Source organism: Pseudomonas sp. LB1P83, assembly GCF_054897885.1.
The window spans coordinates 2442566-2459973 of sequence record NZ_CM142709.1 but is presented as its reverse complement, the minus strand read 5'-3'; the positions used below and the strand labels follow the sequence as shown (position 1 = coordinate 2459973).

The following is a 17408-nucleotide window of genomic DNA, read 5'->3' as shown; positions in this document are numbered from 1 at the left end:
CTCACTCCTACAGGGGTTATTCCCACATTGGATGTGGTTAGCCGCTGAGGACGGTGTGAATCATGTGTGCCAGTGCCTCAGGCCCATACGGTTTGCTCAGCAGATGAGTATCGGGGCTGAGTTGGTGATTGCGCGAGATGATGTCCCGAGTGTGGCCGGAGGTAAACAGCACCGCCACCGGGGGAGTTTGCACCTTGGCCCAGGCCGCCAGGTCCGAGCTTTTGATCAGGCCGGGCATGACCACGTCGGTGAAAATCAGGTTCACCGCCACGCCCTCCAGCAACATCTGCATCGCCTGGTCGCCGTTGGCCGCGGTCAGGACCTGATAGCCCTCTTCGCGCAGTAACTCCACCGCCGAGCTGCGCACCGCTTCGTTGTCCTCGACCACCAGAATGGTTTCGTGCCCGCCCCGGCGAGGTAAGTCCCGCTGCGTTGTTTCACTGAGCAACGCTCGCAAGCTGCGTGGAAAGTAAAGCTGCACCCGAGTGCCCTGCCCGACGACGCTGGAGATTTCGATGTGCCCGCCGCTCTGTTTGACGAAGCCGAACACCATGCTCAGACCCAACCCCGTGCCCTGACCGTCGGCCTTGGTGGTGAAAAACGGCTCGAACGCCTGCCCGAGCACTTCGGGTGACATGCCGGCGCCCGTATCAGCCACCGCGACACGCACATACTCGCCGGCCACGATGCCCTTGCCAGCACAGAACCTACGATCGAGTGCCACATTCTCGGCGCTCAGCTCAATCGTCCCCTCGCCCTGCATGGCGTCACGGGCATTGATCGCCAGGTTGAGAATCGCATTTTCCAGTTGGTTGCGGTCGACGTTGATGTGCCAGGGTGCTTGCGGCACCTGCACATCGATCTGGATGGTTTCACCCAGCGCCCGCTGCAACAACTCGCCCAGGCCTTCGAAGATCTGTTGTGGATCGCACACCGCCGGCGACAACGGTTGGCGGCGGGCAAACGCGAGCAATTGCGAAGAGAGTTTGGCGCCGCGCTCGACGGCCGCAATCGATGCACTGACCCGGCGCTGCACGTTGGCGTTGTCCGGCTCATGCCGCGCCAGCAAGTGCAGGTTACCGGCGATCACCTGCAACAGGTTATTGAAGTCGTGGGCCACGCCGCCAGTGAGGCCGCCGATGGCTTCGAGCTTCTGTGATTGGCGCAGTTGTTCTTCAGCCGCCAGCCGCGCGTCGACTTCGTCGGCCACACGCTGCTCGAGGTTGCGGGTGAATTTGAGCAAGGACTCTTCGGCAATCTTGCGCTCGTGAATGTCGATCAACACCCCGGGAAAGCGGAACGGCTCGCCCTGCTCGTTGAACTCGCAACACCCACTGGCCTGCACCCACAGATAGCTGCCGTCGGGACGCTTGACCCGGTACTCGGCATTAAAAGGTTCGCCGGTTGCCACTGATTGACTGACCTGTTCCTGCACCCAGCTGCGGTCGTCGGGATGAATCTTTGCTTCAGCGATGTCGGTAGACAGGTCGGCCAGGTTCTGCTCGGCGGGGTAGGAAAAAGTTCGGGCAAAGCGCTCGTCGCCGGACAGCACATTGCCCTTGATGTCCCAGACGAACGAACCCAGCAAAGCGCCGGCATTGAGCGCCAGGCGCACCCGTTCGTTGTCGGCGCGATAAGCGTCTTCGGCTTCCTGGCGCCGGCGTTCGGAAATCACATGTTCAGTGGTTTCAACGACCATCGCCATGACCCCGGCCGGGCGACCTTCATCATTGGCGACAGGGCTGTAATAGAGGTCCAGCCAGACGTCTTCGGGAATCCCGTCCCTCAGCAATACCAGCTCTTTATTGCGATAAGACAAGGTGCCACCCGCCAGGCAGGTGTCGACGACATGGCGGTTGAACTCGGCCACTTCCGGCCAGCCCAGCTCCACCGGAGCACCCAGCAGATACGGATGACGGCCACCGGCAAATTTCGAGTAAGCATCGTTATAGATCATGTAGCCCGCCCAACCCCAGAGCATCACCATCGGCAACGGGGATGCGAGCATCAGCTGCACCGCGCTGCACAGACTGGCGGGCCAGGCGTCGATGTTTCCAAGTTCGGTCTGGCTCCAGTCGAACGCGCGGATGCGCCCGGCCATTTCACCGTTCCAGCCTGCACACCCGTGGCTATCAGATAGAAACTGCATCGGCTGACTCTGTGTCCTTGTGAGTGGCTGACGTGCGGGATCGCAACTGCGCGAGGACGGCGCGGGCCCGATTGTTTCGAGCATCACCGACGCCAATGGTTTCATAGAGGTTAGCCGATTCCTGGTCTACGGATTTTGTAGCATTGCCTGATGAAGAACCCCGTAGCAGCTGTCGAGCAGCGCCCTGTGGCGAGGGGATTTATCCCCGTTCGGCTGCGAAGCAGTCGTAAAACCTGAACACACGGTCTATCTGATGCACCGTGTTGTCTGAATTCACGACTGCTTCGCAGCCGAACGGGGATAAATCCCCTCGCCACAGGGCAGCTACAGGTCCCAGCGACTAAACCTCGATCAGGTGCTTGAGCGGGTGGTAACCGGTTTTCAGTGTGGCGGCGACGTCGAGGATGGCCTTCTCGATGCCATTCAAATGCATGCAGGTCAGTTCGATGGCCGCGCTTTGATTACCGGCCTCGATGTACTCAATCAGCCGCAGGTGTTCGTCGTCGCGACACGCCTCGTGGCTGTCGTCATCCAGCGCGGCAGCGTACAGCGAAGCGCGGGAAATCAGCTTCTGGAACCAGTCCAGCAGCACCGGGTTATTCAGGCTGCGTGCGAGTTTTATGTGGAACTCGCCGAGCAAATGAATCAGTCGCTCATGGTCGCCACTGCGGTGCGCTTCATCCTCCAGCAACAAGTGATCGCGCAAGTCCTGGGTCACCGCGGTGTCGCGTCGACGGCAGAGTTCGCTGACGATGCCGATCTCGATCAAGCGCCGGGTCTCGAACAGCGAGCGGATTTCTTCGTCGCTGGGCAACGACACCGATGCCCCTTTATTGGGCTCGGTGGTGACCAGCCCGTCCGCTTCCAATTGCTTGAGCGCGGCACGAACCGACGTGCGGCTGACATTAAAAAGTTCGGCCAGCGATGCCTCGCCGAGCTTCATGCCGGGACGCAACGAACGTTTGCTGATCGCCTCGTAAACCCCTTGGTAGACGCGGTCGACCGTGGTTTCGAGTTTCTTCTCGGTCATCTCAACACTCCTTTAGCGCTAAACAACCGGCCCCTGGCGGTGAGCAGCCATTGGAAAAAGGGGGTTGCACGAGCAGATTAATCCGGTTATTTGTAGATTGCATCCAGATATTGCATACAATAATTAGAGGATCGCACCATTATGGGTCAACCAATAGCTATCGAAGTGCGTAACGTCTTTAAGCGGTATTCCGACGATCCGGGGCTGGCTCCAGCGCTCGACAACGTTTCAGTCGACATTGCCGACAACGAATTCTTCACCCTGCTCGGCCCTTCCGGCTGCGGCAAAACCACCCTCCTGCGGACCATCGCCGGCTTCGAGCATGTCAGCGAAGGCGAGATCCGTCTCGCCGGCGAACCGGTCAACGACCTGCCGCCGTTCAAGCGCCGGGTCAACACCGTCTTCCAGAGCTACGCGCTGTTTCCGCACATGAGTGTCGCGCAGAATATCGCCTTCGGCCTCGAGATGCAGGGTCTTGATCACAAGCAAATTGCGCAGCGCGTCGATGAGATGCTGGCGCTGGTGCAAATGCAACACCTGGCCAGGCGCAAACCGGCCGAATTGTCCGGCGGTCAGCAGCAACGCGTGGCCCTGGCCCGGGCCCTGGCGCCGAAACCCAAAGTGCTGTTGCTGGATGAGCCGCTGTCGGCGCTGGACCTCAAGCTGCGCAAGGAAATGCAGGTCGAACTCAAGCGCGTGCAGAAGGAAGCCGGGATCACCTTCATTTTCGTGACCCACGATCAGGAAGAAGCGCTGACGCTGTCCGACCGCATTGCCGTGATGTCCGCCGGCAAGATCCTGCAGATCGGCACACCCAATGACATTTACGAACGCCCGCAGCATCAGTTCGTCGCCCAGTTCATCGGCGACATCAACTTCCTCCCCGGTCACCTCAAGCGCGGCCAGCAGAACGAAAAACTCTTCGTGCCGAGTGGCATGCCAGTGGAAATCCCCTGCCCGGCTCAAGGCTTCGACGGCGCCAACGTGCAACTGGCCTTTCGCCCGGAGCGTTCGCAACTGGTCGATCCCGGGCAGCCGCATCACCTGCGCGGCGTGATCGAAGCGGTGTTGTACGTCGGCACCGCGACGCTTTACCAATGCCGCTTGAACAACGACATCAAAGTCATGCTGCGCGAGAACAACGAAGGCCTGAACCGTGGCCGGGTGGTTGGTGATCACGTGGCGGTCAATCTGCCGCCTCACGCCTGTCTGTTGATGGAGGCCTGAGATGAGCGTCAGCAGCACTTCCCCCGCCCTCAACCGTGCGCTGTTGCTCAGCCCGGTGGTTCTGACTTTGCTGGCGCTGATCGCCATTCCGCTGGGCATCATGGGCTACATCAGCCTGTTGCCGCGCAACGTGTATGGCGGTGTCGACTGGCAAGCCGACTGGCAATTGCAAAGCTACGTGCAACTGTTTTTCCAGGAAGGTTTCGACGGTGAACTGGAACTGAACTGGGTCTACGCCCAGGCGTTGTTGCGCTCGGTGTTCCAGGCCGGTGGCACCACCGTGTTGTGTTTCCTGTTCGGTTTTCCGGTGGCGTTGTGGATGTCGAGCCTCACACCGCGTCGACGCAACCTCATGGTCTTGCTCATCACCATTCCGTTCTGGACCAACCTGCTGATCCGCAACTACGCGTGGCTGATCATCCTGCGCGAGCACGGCTGGGTCGCCCAGAGCCTCAACGCGCTGTTCCCCCAGGCCGGCGGCATCACCCTGCTCTACAACGACTTCGCGGTCAGCGTCGGGCTGGTTTACAGCTTCCTGCCGTTCATGATTTTGCCGATCTATTCGACCCTGGAAAAACTCGACTGGCGTCTGGTGGAAGCCGCCTACGACCTCGGCGCCAATCGTTGGCATGCCCTGAAGCGGATCATTCTGCCGCTGTCGATGCCGGGGGTGATTGCCGGTGCGCTGTTGGTGTTTGTACCGAGCCTCGGTGCCTTCATTACCCCGGCGATTCTCGGCGGCGGCAAGACGCTGATGATCGGCAACTTGATCCAGCAACAGTTCGGCACCGCGCGCAACTGGCCGCTGGGCAGTTCGCTGTCGTTCCTGTTGCTGGGGATTCTGCTGTTGTCCCTGGTGGGTTACGCCCTTTACAGCCGTAGCGCCGCCAAAACTCTACGTCGGGGAGCCACCGCATGATCGCCCTGCACCTGAAAAAACTGCCGCTGACCCGCGAAGTCAGCCTGCTGATCCTGGCCTATCTGTACGTGCCGATCTTTGTCCTGATCGCCTACAGCTTCAACGCCAACCGCTCGGCGACAGTGTGGACCGAGTTCTCCTTCGCCTGGTACGGACGGATTCTGGCCAACCCGTCTATCCAGACCGCGGCGTTGAATTCGATCATCGTCGCCAGCATCGCCACAGTCTGCGCCACGGCGATTGCGCTGCTCGCGGCGCTGGCGACTTACCGGCCGTTCTATGGACAGAAGATGGTCGAGGGCGGAATCAACCTGCCGCTGATCCTGCCGGAGATCGTCACCGCTGTGGCCACCCTGCTGTTGTTCATGGCGCTGGGGATCAAGCTCGGGTTGCTGACGGTGATCGTCGCGCACATCGGCTTCTGCATTCCCTTCGCCTACCTGCCGATCCGCGCTCGATTGAACGATCTGGACAAGAGCCTGCTGGAGGCGGCGAACGATTTGTACGCCAACCCGTGGCAGGTGTTTCGCCGGGTGACGTTGCCGCTGCTGTGGCCGGCAGTGCTGTCCGGTTCGGTGCTGGCGTTCGTGGTCAGCCTCGACGATTTCATCATGACCTTCTTTGTCGCCGGGCCGGGTTCGACCACCTTGCCGGTGTACATCTTCTCGGCGATCAAGGCCGGCGTGACGCCGGAGATCAACGCGATCTCGACCCTAATGCTGTTGATTTCCATCGTGCTGGTGGTGCTGGCCTTCTGGCTGGGACAGCGCGGCAAAAACCAATAATCCTGGAGCGCACAAAAACATGAAAATGAAAAACATGTGTTTCGCCGTCACCGGTCTGGCCCTGAGCTGCTTCACCGCCCTCAGCGTCCAGGCTGCCGAACCGAAGGAATTGTTCTTCTACAACTGGACCGACTACTACCCGGTCGACCTGCTGGCCAAGTTCGAAAAAGAGACCGGAATCAAGGTCACCATGGACGGCTACGACAGCAACGAAACCCTGCTGGCCAAGTTGCAGGCCGGTGGCGCGGCGTATGACGTGATCGTGCCGTCGCAGTCGATCATGCGCACCTTGATCAACCAGAACTTGCTGCTGCAAATCGACGCAGCGGCCCTGCCCAACTTTCAATACGTGAAACCGGCGTTTCGCGACCCGGTATTCGACCCCGGCCGCAAGTTTTCGGCGCCCTATTTGTGGGGCACCACCGGGTTCTCCTATGACAGCGCACGCGTGCCTGGCGGCAAACTCGATGACTCGTGGAAAGAGTTCTTCGAACCGCGCAAGGAACTTCAAGGACAACTCGCCGCCCTCGACACCTCCAGCAGCGTGATCAACGCCGCCAGCCATTACCTGAACGTCGACGAATGCAGCGAAAACCCGCAGGACGCCAAGCGCATTCTGGAGCTGCTGCAAAAACAGAAACCGTTCCTGAAGATGTACAGCTCGGACAACACCGTGGACCGCATGGCCTCCGGTGAAGTGATCATGATGCAGAACTGGAACGGCTCGACCGCACGCGCCACGTTGCAGAAGAGCACCATCAAGTACGTCTATCCGCGCGAAGGACTGGCGATGTTCCAGGACAACTTCGCCGTGCCGAAAAGCGCGCCGCACCCTGGCAACGCGAAGATCTTCATCGACTGGATGATGAAACCGGAAAACGCCGCTGCCGTGTCCAATTCCATCGCCTACGCCAACGGCATTCAGAGCGACAAGCTGCTCGACGCCAAGTGGAAAGTCATGGACGCCATCAACATGCCCGACGAATTCGCCTCGCGTTTGCGGCCGGAGAAAGAGTGCAGCAACAAGGCCCGGGAGCTGCAGGATCGGGTTTGGTCGAAGCTTAAGGGCTGATCCAAGACCGAGTCGTGGCCTTCGCGGGCAAGTCGGATCGCCGCACCGCTCGCTCCTACAGGTTTGGCGCTGCTCTTGTAGGAGCGAGGCTTGCCCGCGAAGAGGCCCGCCCTGACAACACAAAATCAGAGGTATGCAATGACCCACCCCCGCTGGCTACGCAATGTGCGGCCCTACGGTGCCCCCGCCGAAGACCTGCTTCTGGAAAACGGCCTGTTCAAAGATCGACGCCCGGCCTCCAGCACTCCGCTGACCGCTACCGACATCGACGGCCAACATCAGCTCCTCACCCCGGCTCTGGTCGAAAGCCACGTCCACCTCGACAAAACCCTCTGGGGCCAACCCTGGCGCCCGAACAGCGCCGGCCCGACGCTCAAGGACTACATCGCCAACGAGCGTCGCGTCCTGCGTGAAGTCGACGCGCCCATAGCCCAACGCGCCGGCGCGCTGCTGGAAAACTGCATCGCCCGTGGCTCGCTGACCATGCGCTGCCACGTCGACATCGACCCGGAATTCGGCCTGTGTCATGTCGAGGCCATGCAACAACTGCGCGACACCTACCGCGACCTGATCGACCTGCAACTGGTGGTGTTTCCGCAAACCGGTCTGATCAGCCGTCCTGGTACCGCCGAACTGATGCGCGAAGCGATGGCGCTGGGCGTGGAAAACGTCGGCGGCCTCGACCCGTGCGGCATCGACAACGACCCGATCGCGCAACTCGACTTCGTCTTCAAACTGGCCAGCGAATTTGACCGTGGCGTCGACATTCACCTGCACGACAAAGGTGAGTTGGGCCTGTGGCAAATCGCGTTGATCGCCGACTACACCGAGCGCTTCGGACGGCAAGGTCGAGTGATGATCAGTCACGCCTACTGCCTGGGGATGTTGCCGTGGAGTCAGGTCAAACCAGTGGCCGAACGTTTGGCGGCATTGAGGATCTCGCTGATGAGTTCAGCACCCGCCGATTGCGCGGTGCCGCCGTTCCTCGCGTTGCGTGAAACAGGTGTGAATGTCTGCCTGGGTTCGGACGGCATTCGCGATGCTTGGTCACCCATGGGCAACGGCGACATGTTGGAACGGGCGATGCTGTTGGCGTTCCGCTTTGATTTGAACAAGGACGAGGAACTGGCGGCAGCGTTCGCAGCGGCAACGGTGAATGGTGCCCGGGCGCTGGGCCTTGAAGGGTATGGCGTGGAGATTGGCCGGCCGGCGGACTTCCTGCTGATGCCGGTGCAGACGTTGGGCGAAGCCGTGGTTTCACGCCCCGTGCGCCAGGTTTATCGCGGCGGTGAACTGATTGCCTCCGGTGGTCGCCTGCTGGAAAGCCGCTTGTGAAACGCATCGGTCTGAAGGCCAGTTGCGTGGTCGGTTTCGACGGCACGCAGCATGTGCTGTGGCGCGACGGCGAAGTGGTGTTCGAAGGCTCGCGCATTGTGTTTGTCGGGCGTGATTATGGGGGGCCGGTGGATCAGTGGATCGATTACGGCAACGCACTGATCGGCCCGGGGTTCATCGATCTGGATGCACTGGGGGATCTGGATTCAACGGTGCTGACGTTGGACAACGGCGATGAACGCGATATGGGCCGGATGTGGACCGAGGACTCTCTGGCGGCCGGTCCGCGCGAGAGTTTCAACCCCGACGAAGAAGTCTTCAAATACCGCTACGCCTTCACTCAACTGATCCGCAACGGCATCACCACCGCGATGCCGATCACCTCGATGTATTACCGCGAGTGGGCCGAAACCTACGACGAGTTTGCTGCCGTGGCGGGCGTCGCTGCCGAGTTGGGGCTGCGGACTTACCTTGGCCCTTGTTACATGAGCGGCATGAGTTATTGGCGGGCCGATGGCACTCTCGGGCATCACTGGGATGAAGCGCGGGGAATGGCCGGGCTGGATGCGGCTGTGCGGTTTTTCCATGATTACGACGGTGCGCACGAGGGTTTGATTCGTGGCGCGTTGTTGCCGGATCGAATCCAGACGTGCACCCCGGCGCTGCTGCAACGCACCGCCGCGCTGAGTCGCGAACTGAACGCGCCGATGCGTCTGCATTGCTGCCAGGGGCTGGGTGAAGTGGCGATGGTCGAGCAACTGCGCGGTGTGTCGCCGCTGCGCTGGTTGCAGCAGTTGGACCTGCTGACCCCGCGCAGCCTGCTGCCTCATGGCATCTACACCAACGGTGATGACGACCTGCAACGTGTGGTGGACGGTGGCGCCAGTCTGGTGCATTGCCCGGTGGTGTTTGCCCGAGACGGTGAGGCGCTGAACTCGTTTGGTCGTTATCGGGCCAGGGGCATCAACTTCGCCCTGGGCACCGACACCTGGCCGGCGGATTTGCTGGAGAACATGCGCCAGGGCTTGAACATCGCCCGTTTGATGGAGGGCGGCAGCGCTCTGACCAGCACGCTGGACATGTACAACGCCGCCACGCTCGGCGGCGCCAAAGCCTTGGGTCGCGACGATCTTGGCCGTCTGGCAACCGGGGCCAAGGCCGACATCACGGTGTTCAGCCTGCGCGGCTTGCACCTGGGGCCGCTGTTCGACCCGCTGAAAAACCTGGTGCTGGCCGGTCGCGGTGACGACTGCATCGCCAGTTACATCGACGGCCGCTGCGTCATGCAGGACGGCCAGGTTCAGGGCATCAATTACCCCGCCCTGCAACGCCAGGCCCAACAACAATTCGAAAAACTGATGCGCAGCCACAGCGACCGGGCCTTTGGCCAACCGGACTGGAAAACCCTGTTCAAACCAACCATTCCGTTCGCCGACGACTACAGCGCACACGCGCCGCTTTGCGCGATTGATCCCCTTCTTTAGAGATGTCTGCCTATGCAAAGCTTCGACTTCAGCACATTGAGTGCCCGGGACAAATACAAGATTCTGATCGGCAGCGTGGTGCCACGGCCGATTGCGCTGGTCACCACCATCGACGGCGAAGGCCGGATCAATGCCGCGCCGTTCAGCTTCTTCAATGCGCTGTCCGCCGACCCGCCGATCCTCGCGCTGGGCGTGGAGAACTACGGCGATCAAAGCCCCAAGGACACGACTCGCAACATCCAGCTCAATCAGGAATTCACCGTCAACATCGTCAGCGATGCGCTGGTGGAGGCGATGAATGTGTGCGCGGTGCCCTTCGCGCCTGGCTTCGATGAGTTGACGGCGGCGGGGCTTACGGCAATTGCCGGCACCACGGTCAAATGCCCGCGCATCGGCGAGGCGCCGGTGGCGTTGGAATGTCGGCGGATGATGGCGCTGTCCATCGGGCAGTCGCGGGAGATTATCTTTGGCGAAGTGTTGATGGCGCATGTACGGGACGAATTGATCGACCCGAAAACCCTGTACATCGATCAGCTGGGGCTGGATGCGATCGGGCGCATGGGTGGGCATGGCTATGCGCGAACCCGGGATTATTTTGATTTGCCGACGCGGTCATTGCAGGCGTGGACGGATGCGCCGGGGGGTGGGGAGCGGTTTTGGCCAGAAGCCAAGTAGAACAGCATCACACAAACTGTGGCGAGGGAGCTTGCTCCCGCTGGGCTGCGGAGCAGCCCCAAAAACTGACAGCGCGCTCTTCAAATAGATCGCGTCTTCAGATCGACGACTGCTGCGCAGTCGAGCGGGAGCAAGCTCCCTCGCCACAGGAGCAGCTCCACACAGGGGCTTTCCGGGTTCAGTCAGTACCGTATTTCGGCGAACGCGGTCCGTACAGCAAGCCCGCGGGTTGCCCGGCCGACAGCAGTCGCGCACTGGCCACACCGGCAATCGGGTGGCCGGCGTCGGTGGAGCTGTTGATCACTTGCTTGACCGCTGCCGTAATCAGCATGCCCACCAAACCACCGCCACCGTTGTTGCCGCCCTCTTCGCTCGAAGCCCGGGCCGAGCCGGTCCACAGGGTGGTGCCGCTCTTGAGGTCCACCAGTTTCGCGGTGGCAGTCACCACGGTTTCGCTGCTGATGATCATGTAGCGCGTGCCGTAGTCGGTCACGGTGATGTACAGCGCCGCATCGGCACCGAAGATTTCCTGCAGCTTGTTGGCCGGTGCCTGGTGAATATCCGCCGGTGTAGTCAGGCCATTCTGGCGGAATGTCTCATCGACCAGGGTGATAGGCAGCACGTAGTAACCGGCTTCCGCCAACGGGTACGTGACCTGCGACAACATGCTGTAGGACGCCTTGACGTCCGGCGAGTTGTTTAGCGGCGGCAGCACCAGAATGGTTTTCGGACGGGCTTGCTTGTACGCCGAATAGTCCACGGTCTTGGGGCTGACGCAGCCACCGAGCACGGCCAGCGCCAGCAACCCGGCCAGCAGTTTCAATGAACGCGCGATCATTGGGTGTCTCCGGTCTTGGCGTTTTTAAGCAGAAAATCCATGTACGGTGTCGACTCGGGAAACAGGGTTTTCTCGGTCCGGAACTGCTGCACCATCTGATCGTCCTTGCCCATGCTCAGGTACAACAGACCCAGGTGAGCGTGGTAGCCAGGCGGCGGTGTCTTGCCGGTGGACTTGATCTTCTGCAGGTCGCGTTCCAGCGCTTCGGCCTGAGCTTCCTTGGGTTCTTCGCCCTTGAAGTACTCGTAGACTTCCGGCTGGTAGCTTTCCCACTGGTAAAGGGTTTTCGGGCCGGCGCAACCGGCCAACAGGCCACTCACCAGCAACGTCGACGCCATCAGCGCCCACGACACATACGTCTTGAACATGCTTGTACCGCTCCTTGTCATCAACCTTGATCAGTTACCCGGTTTCCATGCCCCGGCGTTCATCCCGTCCACCAGACGATTGATCGCCTCGCGCATGGCCAGGTCGAGCACTTTGCCGTTGAGGGTCGAATCGTAGGCAGCGGTGCCGCCGAAGCCGATGACTTCACGGTTGGACAAGGCGTACTCGCCCGCGCCCTGAGTCGAATACACCACTTCGGACGTGCTGATGTTGACGATGTTCAGGTTGACCTTGGCGTAGGCCACCTGGGTCTTGCCGCGACCGAGAATGCCAAACAGCTGATGATCGCCGGTCTCTTTGCGGCCGAACTCGGTGACGTCACCGGTGACCACAAAGTCAGCACCCTTGAGGCGCTGGGACTGGCCCTTGATCGCGGCTTCTTGCTGGATTTCGCCCATGTTGTCGCGGTCCAGCACGCTGAAGCGGTTGGTTTGCTGCAAGTGAGTGATCAGGATGGTCTTGGCCTGACCGCCGAGGCGATCCACACCGTCGGAGAAGATCCCGCGCATGTAGCTCGAACGGTTGTCGAACTTGCCGACGGCCATAGGCACGCGAACACCGTTATAAACCACGCTGGCGCTTTCGACTTTTGCGATCGGCAAGGCGCGCGAGCTTTCGGTCGCACACCCGGCCATCGCGACCAAGAGGGCAATCGCTGCCGCCGATACCAACATCCGAGAGATCATTCTCACTGTGCATTCCTTCTGAAAAAACGGTTTATCCCGGCACGGCCATAGCCAACCGCTGCGGGTTGCAGCGACGAAAAAGCGAGGGGAATCAGATCGACAATCGACGTGCGGGACGTCGGCGGCCGGCATTATGCCAAAGTGCCATCACCGAGAACAGCGTTTAATTTTTTATTGGCGTCAGTGATTTGGCAGCACACTTCCCTGTAGCAGCTGACGAGTGAAACGAGGCTGCGATCTTTTGATCTTGTTTTTACAAAGCAAAGTCAAAAGATCGCAGCCTCGTTTCACTCGTCAGCTGCTACATGGCTCCTATGGGGGGTATGAAGGATCAGCGGAAATCGCGGCTACGCACGCTGATGCCGTCCAGCAGTGGGCTCAGGTCGCTCAGCCGTCCGGCAATCAGGTGCCGCACCTCGCCTTCCTTTTCCCAGCGGCCATCGACCTTGAGCAATTGCGAGCCGACCAATACCTGGCGCTGCCGGTCGGCGAGGTCGCGCCAGACGATGACGTTGACGTTGCCGAACTCATCTTCGAGAGTGACGAAGGTCACGCCACTGGCGGTGCCCGGGCGTTGTCGACCGGTGACCAGCCCCGCGACGCTGACCGGTCGCCCGTGTTCGACCTCTATCAGTTCTTTCGAGCTGCGGCAGCGTCGGGCTTTCAATTCACCGCGCAGCAACGCCAGTGGATGCGGACCGAGGGTGGTGCCGACACTGTTGTAGTCGGCCAGCAGGTCCTCGCCCACCGTGGGTTTTGGCAGATAGATCGCAGGTTCTTCCTGACTCGGCAGGCCGGCAAACAAACCGAGCTGTTTCTGCACCCCCGCCACTTCCCAGCGCGCCCGATGACGGTCACCGGCCAGGCCACGTAGCGCACCGGCATCGGCCAGTTGCTCCTGGGCACGGGCATCGAGTCGCGCGCGCTCGCCCAGGTCGGCGATGTCGACAAATATCCCCTTTGCCCTTGCCGCTTCAATGCGCCGGGCATCGTCCTCGCGAAAGCCCTTGATCATCCGCAACCCCATGCGAATCGCCGGCTGCGCACCGGTGATCGGTTCCAGGCTGCAATCCCAGTCACTGGCGCGCACATCCACCGGACGAATCTGTAAATGATGCCGGCGCGCGTCCTGCAGAATCTGGTCCGGGCTGTAGAAACCCATGGGCCAGCTGTTGATCAGCGCACAGGCGAAGGCCGCCGGCTCATGGCATTTCAACCAGCAACTGGCGTAGGTCAGCAAGGCGAAACTGGCGGCGTGGGACTCGGGAAAACCGTAGCTGCCAAAGCCCTTGATCTGTTCGAAGATCTGCGCGGCGAACTCGGCCGTGTAGCCGTTTTTCTTCATCCCGGCGGCCAGCCGATCCTTGTGCGGTTCCAGTCCACCGTGGCGTTTCCAGGCGGCCATGGAGCGACGCAACTGATCGGCCTCGCCGGGGCTGTAGTCGGCGGCGACAATTGCAATCTGCATCACCTGCTCCTGAAACAGCGGCACACCGAGGGTGCGTTTGAGCACGACTTCCAGTTCCGGCGAGGGATAGGTTTCGGGCTCTTCCTTGTTCCGGCGGCGCAGATACGGGTGCACCATCCCGCCCTGAATCGGCCCCGGACGGACGATGGCCACCTCAATCACCAGGTCGTAGAACTTGCGGGGCTTGAGTCTGGGCAGCATCGACATCTGCGCCCGGGATTCGATCTGGAACACGCCGATGGTGTCGGCACGGCCGATCATGTCGTAAGTCAGCGAGTCTTCGGACGGGATCGTCGCCAGGCTCAAGTCCTGATGGCGATGACGGCGCAGCAGATCAAAACAGCGGCGGATCGCGCTGAGCATGCCCAACGCCAGAATATCCACCTTGAGCAGCCCCACCGCGTCGAGATCGTCCTTGTCCCACTGAATGATGGTGCGCTCGGCCATGGCGGCATTTTCCACCGGCACCAGACTGTCCAGCGGCTGCTCGGAAATCACGAAACCGCCGGGGTGCTGGGACAGGTGGCGGGGAAAACCGATCAGTTGCCCGGTCAAACTCAGCACCCGGCGCAGCACCGGGCTCTCGGGGTCGAAACCGCCTTCAAGCAGGCGTTCCACGGGGGGTGTTGCATCGCTCCAGTGACCACAGCAATCGGCCAGGGCGTTGATCTGATCCGGCGGCAACCCCAGGGCCTTGGCCACATCTCGCACCGCGCCGGCCGCGTGATACGTACTGACCACCGCCGTGAGCGCGGCGCGGGTCCGGCCATAACGCTGGAACACGTATTGCAAGACTTCTTCGCGGCGTTCGTGTTCGAAATCGACGTCGATGTCCGGCGGTTCATTGCGCTCTTTGGAGAGAAACCGTTCGAACAACAGCGTGGTGCGATCCGGGTCGATTTCCGTGATGCCCAAGGCAAAACACACCGCCGAGTTCGCGGCGGAACCCCGGCCCTGACAGAGGATTTGTTGCGCGCGGGCGAACCGCACAATGTCGTGAACCGTGAGGAAGTAGCTTTCATAGCCCAGCTCGGCGATCAGCTCCAGTTCCTTGTCGATCTGCACCAGCACCTTGGCTTGCGGGCCTTTTGGCCAGCGCCACGCGATCCCCTCGTCGGTCAGATGCCGCAGCCAGGACGTGGCCGTCTGGCCTTGCGGCACCAGCTCGCGGGGATACTGATAACGCAACTGGCCGAGGTCAAAAGTGCAGCGCCGGGCAATAGTTAGCGTTTCATCGAGCAACGCTTGCGGGTAGATCGATTGCAGGGCATCAAGGCTGCGCACATGCCGCTCGCCGTTCGGATGCAGCCGCAACCCGGCCTCGGCCACCGGCAAGTGATGACGGATCGCGGTCATGGTGTCCTGCAAGGCGCGCCGCCCACGGGTGTGCATGTGCACATCGCCACTGGCCACCGCTGGAATCCGCAGTTCCCGCGCCAGGGTCAGCAGTGCGTCCAGTCGCCGGGTGTCGTCCTGCCCGCGATGCAACTGCACCGCCAGCCACAGGCAATCGCTGAACGTCTGTTTCAGCCAGTGACCGCTGGCAACATCATCGACTGTGTCCGGCACCCACAACGCCAACAGCCCCGGCATCGGTTCGCTGAAGTCCTCACGCAGCACCTGATACTGGCCTTTCTGCGTACGGCGTCGCGCTCGGGTAATCAGCCGGCACAGGGTCTGGTAACCCTCAAGGTTTTCCACCAGCAGCACCAGTTTCGGACCGTCCTCGATGCGTATTTCGCTGCCGATAATCAGCGGCAACTCCACGGATTTGGCTGCTTGCCAGGCGCGGACGATGCCGGCCAATGTGCATTCATCAGTGATCGCCAGCGCTTGATAACCGTGCTTTTTCGCCCGCTGAAACAACTCAAGGGCACTGGAAGCACCGCGCTGGAAACTGAAGTTCGACAGGCAGTGCAGTTCCGCATACTCGACGCTCATGCGAACCAGCCTTGCAGCCACAACGGGCCGCCCTCACCCACCGCACGGTAGGCCCACCCCTGCTGGCCGGAACGGGTTTCGATCAGGTAATAATCGCGGCGCACGTCGTCGCCGTCCCACCAGCCGGACTCGATGCGCTCCGGCCCCATGAGGATCCGCGTCGAGCCTTCGTGTACGGCCTGCGGCTCCGTCAGCAACCATCCCGGACGCTGCACGCCTGCCAACCCTGCGCAGAGTTGGCTGTCGGCCCGTGCCTGCCACGCGCACTCTGGCCGGTGATCGGCCTGAAAGCGCAAGCCGTGCACCGCCTCATCCCCAAGCCGCGCGCGCAAGCGTTCGCGCAGTTGCTCCCAGGGCAAGGACTGCTGCGGACGGTCGTCGAACAGCTCCTGACGCTGCGGGACGAAACTCGGCAGGTCTTCGGCACGCAGCCGAAAACCGCGCACCGGGGCCGCGACCTGGACCTGCTCCAGCCGTCCCCGGGCCAGTTCGAAGAGCATTGCCGGATCGCGCTCGGCGCTGAGCAGGCCGACCTTGATCACCGTGTCCGGCAAGCCGGCGTGTTCCAGGTGCAGGTCGAAACGCTGCACGCCACTGTCGCGGCCGCAGAGGAAGGCCGACAGATCGCCGGTCAAGCGACGTAATGGAAACAGCAGCGCCTGATGGGATTGCACATCGAAGTTGAGTTCGATGCGCACATCAAACCGGTCCGGCGGCAGGTAGAACGCCAGCGCCAGCCGCCGCTCACCGAACAAGGCATCCAGGTGCTTGAGCACCTGCGCCTCGAAACGTCGCGCCAGGCTGTTGCGCGGCAACGCCTGCACCTGACTCAAGGTGCGCAACCCCATGCGCGACAACGCCGTGGCCACCGCCGGCTCCAGGGCAACCCGGTCGACGGGCAACTGCCCCAAGTGATAGCGCAAGGCTTGATCGTCCGGCACCACCAGACCGTCATACACGTTGGCCAACACCCGCGCGGCCACCGGGTTGGGTGCGGCGACGATCCGATGACGAAAGCCCAGTTCGCCGAGCTCGGCGCGCAACCGCGCCTCGAACTGCGGCCAGGGCCCGAACAGCCCCAGGCTCGATTCAATTTCAAACACCACGGCTCGCGGGTAATGCACGCTGACCTGAGAGCTGAAGCGATAGGCCCATGCCGCCAGAAACTGCTGCCAGTGTTCGATTTCGGCAACGTCGTATTCGGCCGTGGCAAAACCTTTGCTCAAGGCCTGGGCGGCGGTCATCGACTGCCCCGGACGCAAACCCAGCGCCCGCGCCGGAGCGTTGACCGCTTGCAGCACTCGACGTTGCGCCGGGCCGGTCAGCAGCGCCAACGGTTCATCGGGATCGGGGCGCTGACGCAGGACCGCGTCCAGCGCCAATTGCGGGAAGAGAATGCAGACCCAGCGCAT

General features: G+C 61.5%; 14 protein-coding genes. 7 read left to right on the top strand and 7 right to left on the bottom strand.

What is annotated here, in order from left to right; translation table 11 throughout:
* Nucleotides 1-37: 37 nt before the first annotated feature.
* Complete coding sequence (locus tag ACYZTY_RS11520; RefSeq protein WP_461958579.1) at nucleotides 38-2149, bottom strand: hybrid sensor histidine kinase/response regulator; 2112 nt, start codon at nucleotides 2147-2149, stop codon at nucleotides 38-40.
* Nucleotides 2150-2489: 340 nt separating this feature from the next.
* Complete coding sequence (locus ACYZTY_RS11515; RefSeq protein ID WP_222586402.1) at nucleotides 2490-3179, bottom strand: GntR family transcriptional regulator; 690 nt, start codon at nucleotides 3177-3179, stop codon at nucleotides 2490-2492.
* Nucleotides 3180-3320: 141 nt separating this feature from the next.
* Between ACYZTY_RS11515 and ACYZTY_RS11510 the strand changes: the two genes are divergently transcribed.
* The 7 genes from ACYZTY_RS11510 to ACYZTY_RS11480 all read left to right on the top strand — a co-directional run bounded on the left by ACYZTY_RS11510 (nucleotide 3321) and on the right by ACYZTY_RS11480 (nucleotide 10676).
* Nucleotides 3321-4406 (top strand): ABC transporter ATP-binding protein, encoded by a 1086-nt coding sequence (locus ACYZTY_RS11510; protein WP_461958578.1) that lies wholly within the window; start codon nucleotides 3321-3323, stop codon nucleotides 4404-4406.
* Between the two features lies 1 nt (nucleotide 4407).
* Complete coding sequence (locus ACYZTY_RS11505) at nucleotides 4408-5325, top strand: ABC transporter permease (protein WP_438659044.1); 918 nt, start codon at nucleotides 4408-4410, stop codon at nucleotides 5323-5325.
* Nucleotides 5322-6110: an ABC transporter permease gene (locus ACYZTY_RS11500; protein WP_461958577.1), complete on the top strand. Its 789-nt coding sequence runs from the start codon at nucleotides 5322-5324 to the stop codon at nucleotides 6108-6110. The genes ACYZTY_RS11505 and ACYZTY_RS11500 overlap by 4 nt, the downstream gene beginning before the upstream one ends.
* A gap of 19 nt (nucleotides 6111-6129) precedes the next feature.
* Complete coding sequence (locus ACYZTY_RS11495; RefSeq protein ID WP_461958576.1) at nucleotides 6130-7182, top strand: extracellular solute-binding protein; 1053 nt, start codon at nucleotides 6130-6132, stop codon at nucleotides 7180-7182.
* A 138-nt stretch (nucleotides 7183-7320) separates the two neighbouring features.
* Complete coding sequence (locus ACYZTY_RS11490; RefSeq protein ID WP_461958575.1) at nucleotides 7321-8517, top strand: amidohydrolase family protein; 1197 nt, start codon at nucleotides 7321-7323, stop codon at nucleotides 8515-8517.
* Nucleotides 8514-10001: an amidohydrolase family protein gene (locus tag ACYZTY_RS11485; protein WP_461958574.1), complete on the top strand. Its 1488-nt coding sequence runs from the start codon at nucleotides 8514-8516 to the stop codon at nucleotides 9999-10001. Before ACYZTY_RS11490 ends, ACYZTY_RS11485 begins: the two co-directional genes overlap by 4 nt.
* A 12-nt stretch (nucleotides 10002-10013) precedes the next feature.
* The gene (locus ACYZTY_RS11480; protein WP_461958573.1) at nucleotides 10014-10676 is read left to right on the top strand and encodes a flavin reductase family protein; all 663 of its coding nucleotides are present in this window, start codon (nucleotides 10014-10016) and stop codon (nucleotides 10674-10676) included.
* A gap of 178 nt (nucleotides 10677-10854) precedes the next feature.
* Here ACYZTY_RS11480 and ACYZTY_RS11475 read toward each other — a convergent pair whose 3' ends face one another.
* From ACYZTY_RS11475 to ACYZTY_RS11455, 5 genes are all read right to left on the bottom strand, one after another.
* Nucleotides 10855-11514 (bottom strand): DUF799 domain-containing protein, encoded by a 660-nt coding sequence (locus tag ACYZTY_RS11475; protein WP_461958572.1) that lies wholly within the window; start codon nucleotides 11512-11514, stop codon nucleotides 10855-10857.
* Complete coding sequence (locus tag ACYZTY_RS11470) at nucleotides 11511-11852, bottom strand: DUF4810 domain-containing protein (protein WP_370654478.1); 342 nt, start codon at nucleotides 11850-11852, stop codon at nucleotides 11511-11513. Before ACYZTY_RS11470 ends, ACYZTY_RS11475 begins: the two co-directional genes overlap by 4 nt.
* 60 nt (nucleotides 11853-11912) lie before the next feature.
* On the bottom strand, nucleotides 11913-12587 hold the full coding sequence (locus ACYZTY_RS11465) for a CsgG/HfaB family protein (RefSeq protein WP_461959299.1): 675 nt from the start codon (nucleotides 12585-12587) through the stop codon (nucleotides 11913-11915).
* Nucleotides 12588-12918: 331 nt separating this feature from the next.
* Nucleotides 12919-16017 carry an error-prone DNA polymerase gene (locus ACYZTY_RS11460; RefSeq protein ID WP_461958571.1) on the bottom strand — a complete coding sequence of 1033 codons (3099 nt, stop codon included), beginning with the start codon at nucleotides 16015-16017 and terminating at the stop codon, nucleotides 12919-12921.
* Entirely contained in the window at nucleotides 15993-17408 is a 1416-nt protein-coding gene (locus tag ACYZTY_RS11455) for a Y-family DNA polymerase (RefSeq protein ID WP_461958570.1), read from the bottom strand. The genes ACYZTY_RS11460 and ACYZTY_RS11455 overlap by 25 nt, the downstream gene beginning before the upstream one ends.

Bases quoted from the DNA above. Each gene is read 5' to 3' on its own strand.
- ACYZTY_RS11520 (WP_461958579.1), bottom strand. From the start codon at position 2,149: ATGCAGTTTCTATCTGATAGCCACGGGTGTGCAGGCTGGAACGGTGAA.
- ACYZTY_RS11515 (WP_222586402.1), bottom strand. From the start codon at position 3,179: ATGACCGAGAAGAAACTCGAAACCACGGTCGACCGCGTCTACCAAGGG.
- ACYZTY_RS11510 (WP_461958578.1), top strand. From the start codon at position 3,321: ATGGGTCAACCAATAGCTATCGAAGTGCGTAACGTCTTTAAGCGGTAT.
- ACYZTY_RS11505 (WP_438659044.1), top strand. From the start codon at position 4,408: ATGAGCGTCAGCAGCACTTCCCCCGCCCTCAACCGTGCGCTGTTGCTC.
- ACYZTY_RS11500 (WP_461958577.1), top strand. From the start codon at position 5,322: ATGATCGCCCTGCACCTGAAAAAACTGCCGCTGACCCGCGAAGTCAGC.
- ACYZTY_RS11495 (WP_461958576.1), top strand. From the start codon at position 6,130: ATGAAAATGAAAAACATGTGTTTCGCCGTCACCGGTCTGGCCCTGAGC.
- ACYZTY_RS11490 (WP_461958575.1), top strand. From the start codon at position 7,321: ATGACCCACCCCCGCTGGCTACGCAATGTGCGGCCCTACGGTGCCCCC.
- ACYZTY_RS11480 (WP_461958573.1), top strand. From the start codon at position 10,014: ATGCAAAGCTTCGACTTCAGCACATTGAGTGCCCGGGACAAATACAAG.
- ACYZTY_RS11475 (WP_461958572.1), bottom strand. From the start codon at position 11,514: ATGATCGCGCGTTCATTGAAACTGCTGGCCGGGTTGCTGGCGCTGGCC.
- ACYZTY_RS11470 (WP_370654478.1), bottom strand. From the start codon at position 11,852: ATGGCGTCGACGTTGCTGGTGAGTGGCCTGTTGGCCGGTTGCGCCGGC.
- ACYZTY_RS11465 (WP_461959299.1), bottom strand. From the start codon at position 12,587: ATGATCTCTCGGATGTTGGTATCGGCGGCAGCGATTGCCCTCTTGGTC.
- ACYZTY_RS11455 (WP_461958570.1), bottom strand. From the start codon at position 17,408: ATGCGCTGGGTCTGCATTCTCTTCCCGCAATTGGCGCTGGACGCGGTC.